This window comes from Dendrosporobacter sp. 1207_IL3150, from assembly GCF_036763085.1.
Taxonomy (GTDB): domain Bacteria; phylum Bacillota; class Negativicutes; order DSM-1736; family Dendrosporobacteraceae; genus JBAIYU01.
Map to the genome: position 1 here is coordinate 1 of NZ_JBAIYU010000024.1, position 8492 is coordinate 8492.

At 44.1% G+C, this 8492-nt stretch carries 3 protein-coding genes, 2 tRNA genes, 3 rRNA genes and 1 pseudogene; all 9 read right to left on the bottom strand.

All coding sequences use genetic code 11. The features are described 5' to 3' along the window. Nucleotides 1-5 precede the first annotated feature (5 nt). Nucleotides 6-120, bottom strand: a 5S ribosomal RNA gene (gene rrf / locus V6C17_RS12580). A gap of 174 nt (nucleotides 121-294) precedes the next feature. Then, a 23S ribosomal RNA gene (locus V6C17_RS12585) occupies nucleotides 295-3185 on the bottom strand. A 391-nt stretch (nucleotides 3186-3576) separates the two neighbouring features. Next, a tRNA-Ala gene (locus V6C17_RS12590) sits at nucleotides 3577-3652 on the bottom strand. A gap of 70 nt (nucleotides 3653-3722) precedes the next feature. Further along, nucleotides 3723-3799 (bottom strand) — tRNA-Ile (locus V6C17_RS12595). Nucleotides 3800-3858: 59 nt separating this feature from the next. Further along, nucleotides 3859-5395, bottom strand: a 16S ribosomal RNA gene (locus V6C17_RS12600). Together the 16S, 23S and 5S rRNA genes with 2 tRNA genes alongside form the textbook arrangement of a ribosomal RNA operon. 427 nt (nucleotides 5396-5822) lie before the next feature. Further along, nucleotides 5823-6371: a peptidylprolyl isomerase gene (locus V6C17_RS12605; RefSeq protein ID WP_039909150.1), complete on the bottom strand. Its 549-nt coding sequence runs from the start codon at nucleotides 6369-6371 to the stop codon at nucleotides 5823-5825. Between the two features lie 130 nt (nucleotides 6372-6501). Then, entirely contained in the window at nucleotides 6502-7572 is a 1071-nt protein-coding gene (locus tag V6C17_RS12610; RefSeq protein WP_004965292.1) for an alpha/beta hydrolase, read from the bottom strand. A 357-nt stretch (nucleotides 7573-7929) separates the two neighbouring features. Then, a complete protein-coding gene (locus V6C17_RS12615) occupies nucleotides 7930-8166 on the bottom strand; it encodes a hypothetical protein (RefSeq protein ID WP_004914451.1) in 237 nt (78 codons plus the stop codon). A 237-nt stretch (nucleotides 8167-8403) separates the two neighbouring features. After that, nucleotides 8404-8492: pseudogene (locus V6C17_RS12620) on the bottom strand (IS5/IS1182 family transposase); the annotation flags it as partial.

The following is an 8492-nucleotide window of genomic DNA, read 5'->3' on the forward strand; positions in this document are numbered from 1 at the left end:
TTAAAAGCTGGCGATGACTTACTCTCACATGGCAAACGCCACACTACCATCAGCGCGAAGAGGTTTCACTTCTGAGTTCGGGAAGGGATCAGGTGGTTCACTCTTGCTATTGTCGCCAGCAAACTGTTGTGGTGTTTTCGGGTCTTATTCACATTAATTAATAATGTTTGCCTTACTTACGATCCAAAGAGTTATTAACGGATTAGATAATTGGTCTGTATTGTAACTAGTTTGTACACTAAATCAAGTTGTGTATTGAATTTATCTTGAATACAACAACTGTTTGGGTGTTGTATAGTCAAGCCTCACGAGCAATTAGTATTGGTCAGCTTCACACGTCACCGTGCTTCCACACCCAACCTATCAACGTCCTAGTCTCGAACGGCTCTTTAGAGGAATAAATTCCTAGGGAAATCTTATCTTGAGGTAGGCTTCCCGCTTAGATGCTTTCAGCGGTTATCCCTTCCGAACATAGCTACCCGGCGATGCCACTGGCGTGACAACCGGTACACCAGAGGTTCGTCCACTCTGGTCCTCTCGTACTAGGAGCAGATCCTCTCAAATTTCCAGCGCCCACGGTAGATAGGGACCGAACTGTCTCACGACGTTCTAAACCCAGCTCGCGTACCTCTTTAAATGGCGAACAGCCATACCCTTGGGACCTGCTTCAGCCCCAGGATGAGATGAGCCGACATCGAGGTGCCAAACACCGCCGTCGATATGAACTCTTGGGCGGTATCAGCCTGTTATCCCCAGAGTACCTTTTATCCGTTGAGCGATGGCCCTTCCATACAGAACCACCGGATCACTAAGACCTACTTTCGTACCTGCTCGACTTGTGGGTCTCGCAGTTAAGCGCGCTTTTGCCTTTATACTCTACGCGTGATTTCCGACCACGCTGAGCGCACCTTCGTACTCCTCCGTTACTCTTTAGGAGGAGACCGCCCCAGTCAAACTACCCACCAGACATGGTCCTCGTCCCGGATTACGGGACAGAGTTAGAACCTCAACATTACCAGGGTGGTATTTCAAGGACGGCTCCATTGGAACTAGCGTTCCAACTTCAAAGCCTCCCACCTATCCTACACAAGTAAGGTCAAAGTTCAATGTCAAGCTGCAGTAAAGGTTCACGGGGTCTTTCCGTCTAGCCGCGGGTACACTGCATCTTCACAGCGATTTCGATTTCACTGAGCCTCTGCTGGAGACAGCGCCGCCATCATTATGCCATTCGTGCAGGTCGGAACTTACCCGACAAGGAATTTCGCTACCTTAGGACCGTTATAGTTACGGCCGCCGTTTACTGGGGCTTCGATCAAGAGCTTCGCTTACGCTAACCCCATCAATTAACCTTCCAGCACCGGGCAGGCATCACACCCTATACGTCCACTTTCGTGTTTGCAGAGTGCTATGTTTTTAATAAACAGTTGCAGCGGCCTGGTTTCTGCGGCTGCCAACCGCTCAGGGAGCAAGTCCCATCACCGTCAGCAGCGTACCTTCTCCCGAAGTTACGGTACCATTTTGCCTAGTTCCTTCAGCAGAGTTCTCTCAAGCGCTTTGGTCTACTCGACCTGACCACCTGTGTCGGTTTCGGGTACGATTCCTGTGTAACTGAAGCTTAGAGACTTTTCCTGGAAGCATGGTATCAGCCACTTCACTGTACAAGTACAGCTTGCTATCGACTCTCAGCATAGAGCACCCCGGATTTGCCTAAGATGCATGCCTACGGTCTTCCACCTGGACAACCAACGCCAGGCTGACTTAACCTTCTCCGTCCTCTCATCGCATTACACAGAAGTATTGGAATATTAACCAATTTCCCATCGACTACGCCTCTCGGCCTCGCCTTAGGGGTCGACTCACCCAGCCCCGATTAACGTTGGACTGGAACCCTTGGTCTTTCAGCGAACGGGTTTTTCACCCGTTTTGTCGTTACTCACGTCAGCATTCGCACTTCTGATACCTCCAGCATACTTCTCAATACACCTTCATCGGCTTACAGAACGCTCCCCTACCACTTGACTAATGTCAAATCCGCAGCTTCGGCACATAGTTTTAGCCCCGTTACATCTTCCGCGCAGGCCGACTCGACTAGTGAGCTATTACGCTTTCTTTAAAGGGTGGCTGCTTCTAAGCCAACCTCCTAGCTGTCTATGCCTTCCCACATCGTTTCCCACTTAACTATGATTTTGGGGCCTTAGCTGGCGGTCTGGATTGTTTTCCTCTTGACTACGGACGTTAGCACCCGCAGTCTGTCTCCCGGATAGTACTCATTGGTATTCGGAGTTTGCATCGGTTTGGTAAGTCGGGATGACCCCCTAGCCGAAACAGTGCTCTACCCCCAATGGTATTCGTCCGAGGCGCTACCTAAATAGCTTTCGGGGAGAACCAGCTATCACCAGGCTTGATTAGCCTTTCACCCCTATCCACAAGTCATCCCCTGGCTTTTCAACGACAGTGGGTTCGGTCCTCCAGTTAGTGTTACCCAACCTTCAACCTGCTCATGGATAGATCGCCTGGTTTCGGGTCTATACCCAGCAACTAAACGCCCTATTAAGACTCGATTTCTCTACGGCTCCCCTATTCGGTTAACCTCGCTACTGAATATAAGTCGCTGACCCATTATACAAAAGGTACGCAGTCACCGAACAAGTCGGCTCCCACTGCTTGTATGCATGCGGTTTCAGGATCTATTTCACTCCCCTCACAGGGGTTCTTTTCGCCTTTCCCTCACGGTACTGGTTCACTATCGGTCAGTCAGGAGTATTTAGCCTTGGAGGATGGTCCCCCCATATTCAGACAAGGTTTCACGTGCCTCGCCCTACTCGTCATCATTATGTGTGCCCTTTCGTGTACGGGAATATCACCCTCTACGTTCGCACTTCCCAGAGCGTTCCACTAAAACACACATAACTTAATGGGCTGCTCCCCGTTCGCTCGCCGCTACTAAGGGAATCTCAATTGATTTCTTTTCCTAAGGGTACTGAGATGTTTCACTTCCCCTCGTTCGCTTCATAAACCTATGTATTCAGTTTATGATACCCGCCTTATAGCGGGTGGGTTCCCCCATTCAGAAATCTCCGGATCAAAGGATATTTGCCGCCTCCCCGGAGCTTTTCGCAGGCTATCACGTCTTTCATCGCCTCTGACTGCCAAGGCATCCACCACATGCACTTAATTACTTGACTATACAACCCCAAACAGTCGTTAACACATACAAGTGAGTGTTATCGTTGCAAACTTAATTGCTACTGGTTTGTTGTCTGTGAATTTAATCACCATACAGCTTCAATCTAAATTCATATACCAAAACGCTTGATTCAGTGTTTTTGCTAGTTCTCAATATGTTTAAATCAATCAAATTACTTCGATCAACTTAAATTCTTGAGTGAACAATTTATTTCAGACTCAATTTTCTAATCTGTTAATGATTAACTACAGCCTCGTCAGCTTGCAGTAAACTGTGATAAATCACAGAGATTAATAAACCAAGATCAATTACTTAATCTTTTTATTCATTAAACTCTATAATCTATTTAGCTTTGAATTAATTTCGTTTTTACAAACTCTTTTAATTCATGGTGGAGACTAGGAGAGTCGAACTCCTGACCTCCTGCGTGCAAAGCAGGCGCTCTACCAACTAAGCTAAGTCCCCAGCTTTAATCATAATGAACGACATATCTTTTTATCTAGCAGCTTGTGATTATTCATCACTTCGTCAGTAGTGGTGGGTCTGACAAGACTTGAACTTGTGACCCCACGCTTATCAAGCGTGTGCTCTAACCAACTGAGCTACAGACCCTCAGATACATCTTCGAAGAACAACTTGTTGTGGATTCTTACCGGTCACCAATCTTTCGTTAAGGAGGTGATCCAGCCGCAGGTTCCCCTACGGCTACCTTGTTACGACTTCACCCCAGTCATCGGCCACACCGTGGTAAGCGTCCTCCTTGCGGTTAGACTACCTACTTCTGGTGCAACAAACTCCCATGGTGTGACGGGCGGTGTGTACAAGGCCCGGGAACGTATTCACCGCGGCATTCTGATCCGCGATTACTAGCGATTCCGACTTCATGGAGTCGAGTTGCAGACTCCAATCCGGACTACGATCGGCTTTTTGAGATTAGCATCACATCGCTGTGTAGCAACCCTTTGTACCGACCATTGTAGCACGTGTGTAGCCCTGGCCGTAAGGGCCATGATGACTTGACGTCGTCCCCGCCTTCCTCCAGTTTGTCACTGGCAGTATCCTTAAAGTTCCCATCCGAAATGCTGGCAAGTAAGGAAAAGGGTTGCGCTCGTTGCGGGACTTAACCCAACATCTCACGACACGAGCTGACGACAGCCATGCAGCACCTGTATCTAGATTCCCGAAGGCACCAATCCATCTCTGGAAAGTTTCTAGTATGTCAAGGCCAGGTAAGGTTCTTCGCGTTGCATCGAATTAAACCACATGCTCCACCGCTTGTGCGGGCCCCCGTCAATTCATTTGAGTTTTAGTCTTGCGACCGTACTCCCCAGGCGGTCTACTTATCGCGTTAGCTGCGCCACTAAAGCCTCAAAGGCCCCAACGGCTAGTAGACATCGTTTACGGCATGGACTACCAGGGTATCTAATCCTGTTTGCTCCCCATGCTTTCGTACCTCAGCGTCAGTATTAGGCCAGATGGCTGCCTTCGCCATCGGTATTCCTCCAGATCTCTACGCATTTCACCGCTACACCTGGAATTCTACCATCCTCTCCCATACTCTAGCTTCCCAGTATCGAATGCAATTCCCAAGTTAAGCTCGGGGATTTCACATCCGACTTAAAAAGCCGCCTACGCACGCTTTACGCCCAGTAAATCCGATTAACGCTCGCACCCTCTGTATTACCGCGGCTGCTGGCACAGAGTTAGCCGGTGCTTATTCTGCGAGTAACGTCCACTATCCAAGAGTATTAGTCTCAGTAGCCTCCTCCTCGCTTAAAGTGCTTTACAACCATAAGGCCTTCTTCACACACGCGGCATGGCTGGATCAGGGTTTCCCCCATTGTCCAATATTCCCCACTGCTGCCTCCCGTAGGAGTCTGGGCCGTGTCTCAGTCCCAGTGTGGCGGATCATCCTCTCAGACCCGCTACAGATCGTCGCCTTGGTAGGCCTTTACCCCACCAACTAGCTAATCCGACTTAGGCTCATCTATTAGCGCAAGGTCCGAAGATCCCCTGCTTTCTCCCGTAGGACGTATGCGGTATTAGCATTCCTTTCGGAATGTTGTCCCCCACTAATAGGCAGATTCCTAAGCATTACTCACCCGTCCGCCGCTAAGATAAGGTGCAAGCACCTCATCTCCGCTCGACTTGCATGTGTTAAGCCTGCCGCCAGCGTTCAATCTGAGCCATGATCAAACTCTTCAGTTAAAATCATTTTGCACCTTAGTTAAGACAAGGTGCTAATTCTGGCTCATCAATTTTCTGACTAAAAATTCGCTCAAATAAACTTCGAGAAATTTCTACCATTCAATCAATGAAAATATATTCGATCGATCAACCAGTAAAAATCCACACAAGTTGTTCTTCTATTCTCTTAATGATCTTTTTTCACCTCGTCAGTGAAAAATTCAACACAATAAAGTTAATCAACTTAACCGTTTAAAGCTAAGTTATTTGCTTCATTGCGTCGGGATGTGTGCATTATAGGAGGTTTTTTTTGGTGCGCAAGTGTTTTTAGAAAAAGATTGTGACGAGTGTTGTTTTTTTACCCACAACACCCATAAAAATACAGAAAAAATCACATTAAAATATTGAATTTAAACAAATAAATTAAATTTTCATTTTAATTTATTCGTTATTTCTTTATTTGCACACTGATAATTTTAATCGGTTGCTTTGGTACATTTTGATGCATTCCATAATTACCTGTAGGCACATTTACGATTTTATCAACAACATTCATTCCTTTGGTGACTTTACCAAATACGGCATAACCTGCATCCATAGCTGAACGATTCAAGAAGCTATTATCAGCAACATTAATAAAAAATTGACTCGTGGCAGAATTAGGATCACTCGTGCGTGCCATTGCTAAAGTTCCCCGTGCATTTTTGAGACCATTATTTGCCTCATTAATAATTGGAGATTTAGTTGCCTTCTCAATCATATTGGCATCCATTCCCCCACCTTGAATCATAAATCCTGGGATGACTCGATGAAAAATGGTTCCAGCATAAAAGTTACTTTTTACATAATTCTCAAAATTTTTTGCTGATACGGGTGCTTTATCATTAAAAAGTTCAATTTCAATATTCCCCATTGAGGTTTTCATATCAATAATTGTATTTGCAAATAACTGACCACTTGCTAAAACCAAACTGGTTGCGAGGAATAGTTTTTTCATGATTACTGTTCTCAATTTAAAGTCTATTTAGAATAGGTATTGATTTTAGTTTTCTATCTATAATTTTGCTATTTCTAATTGTTAATTAAAGCATGCCGATGTTCCACGTGAAACATCGGCATTTTTTGAATCAGCTATGCTTATCCCAAAATTTTCTAAAGTTCTTGGCTATTTCGATTGTATTGCGCTTAGCCTTACTAGAAATAGGTGTCAAATTGATAAATCCATGTGTTTGATCTGGATAATCTACATATTGAACTTTGACTCCACTTTGTCTCAATTTATGGCTGTAAATTTCCCCTTCATCATGAAGCAAGTCATGCCCAGCTGTAATAACATACACAGGTGCTAGCTTTCTCAAATTACCATAGGTTGGAGAGATCAGTGGATTATCCAAAGCGATGTTGTGTTGAGTCGCATAATACTGAGTAACATAATCAACATCCTTACTCGTCAATACTAGCCCTTCACCATATGCATAAAATGATGGATGTCTACTTTTGAAGTCTACAACTGGATATATAAGTAATTGAGCTTGTGGAGCATAAGATTTACCAGCTGTGTGTTGTGCAACGACTGTACTGATATTTCCGCCGGCACTATCACCAGCAACAGCAATTCTATTTTTATAAATCTTTAATTGTCGGCGATTCTGATAGACCCATGCTAATGCATCTTCACATGATTTGATTAAAAGTTGCGGAGAAGCTTCAGGTGCAAGTGGATAATCGATACTTAATACCTGTACTTTGGCATATTTGGCAATGAGTCGACACACCTCATCATGAGTATCCAATCCACCAACCACAAAACCACCACCATGATAGAACAAGATCATAGGTAGTTTTTTATTGGGTGCAGGATGATAATGTCTAGCGAAGACTGTTCCACTTTGTAAAGGTAATCGAATGTCTTCTACCGATTCAATCTGTGTCGCTTTGTTTAGGATAGCCAACATTTGTGCATCAAACTGGCGGCGTGATTCAATTGGATCTTCCCCGATAAACCCTATACGCCCTTGTTTAATTTGCACCGCCATTAAGCACTTGGTAAAGGCGTCTAAGTCAGGATATTGATAAGGATAACCTAAAACTTTTGCGAGAGATTCTTGAACTATTTTGGGAAGTTTATCTAATGCACGTGCAGCTGTACCTTGTCCTTTATCTAAAATCGTTTGAATTTTCTGAGGTAATGCTGTCACGTTTGTCCCCTTTATCGCACTGTTCATAATTCTTGTTCTTTCCGACTATATGCTTTTATAAAGCCAGAGATCAAGATCAAGATTTCAAAAATATGATGTACGCTAAAGAGCTAAGCTTAAAAAGTCATTAACTATTCTGCTTAATCCAAACTGATTATTTTGCCAATCTATGTCAAAAAATGCTTCATGAGTGTCATTGAAGGATGAGAATTTTTTCTATTCACTCTCATCCTCTGGATCAAGATCCATTTGTGCTTAACAAGTAAATTGATGCAATGTATAGCAGTACATTTTGATCAATTGGATTGGGCATCTATCGCACCAATTAATCATATCTTTTACTCAAGAACGAAGAAATTATTGTGCCGAAGCATCTGCTGAGCCTGAAACAGAACCAGAAACACCTGCTGAAGCACCACCAGGTTGAACATCAACAGATGAACCCGCTTGTACACCTACGCCACCTTGTACGCCTGAAGGGCTAACGCTAGTTTGTGCTGAACCAGAAGCATCAAGACCACCTTGTGTTGAACAACCTACAGCTGTGAATGCAACACCAGATACAACCATAGAGATTAGGGCTAACTTTTTCATTGTATATTTCCTTTCATTATGACAAAAAGCAAAGTTGTCTTTGCGTTGCCTATGATTCACAATTTTTTCGATGAACGTGGTGAGGATTGGTTGCAGTTTGTTGTTTAAGCCGTATTGTTTTGCAATTTTTATTAAACCAGTTTAGATGAGCATTCACTTAATTTTGCAATTCTTTGAATTAGATTAAATATTTATAATTTATTAGGGTCTGTTGACATTTACTGTTCATAATTAAACCTATAAAGGTAGCCATAAAAATATACAGGCTAAGGCAACAGCACTTTGATAATTTCTTTTGAGCTTGTCATATCGAGTAGCTATCCCTC

Coding starts and splice junctions, on each gene's coding strand:
- V6C17_RS12605 (WP_039909150.1), bottom strand. CDS start 6,371: ATGAAAAAACTATTCCTCGCAACCAGTTTGGTTTTAGCAAGTGGTCAG.
- V6C17_RS12615 (WP_004914451.1), bottom strand. CDS start 8,166: ATGAAAAAGTTAGCCCTAATCTCTATGGTTGTATCTGGTGTTGCATTC.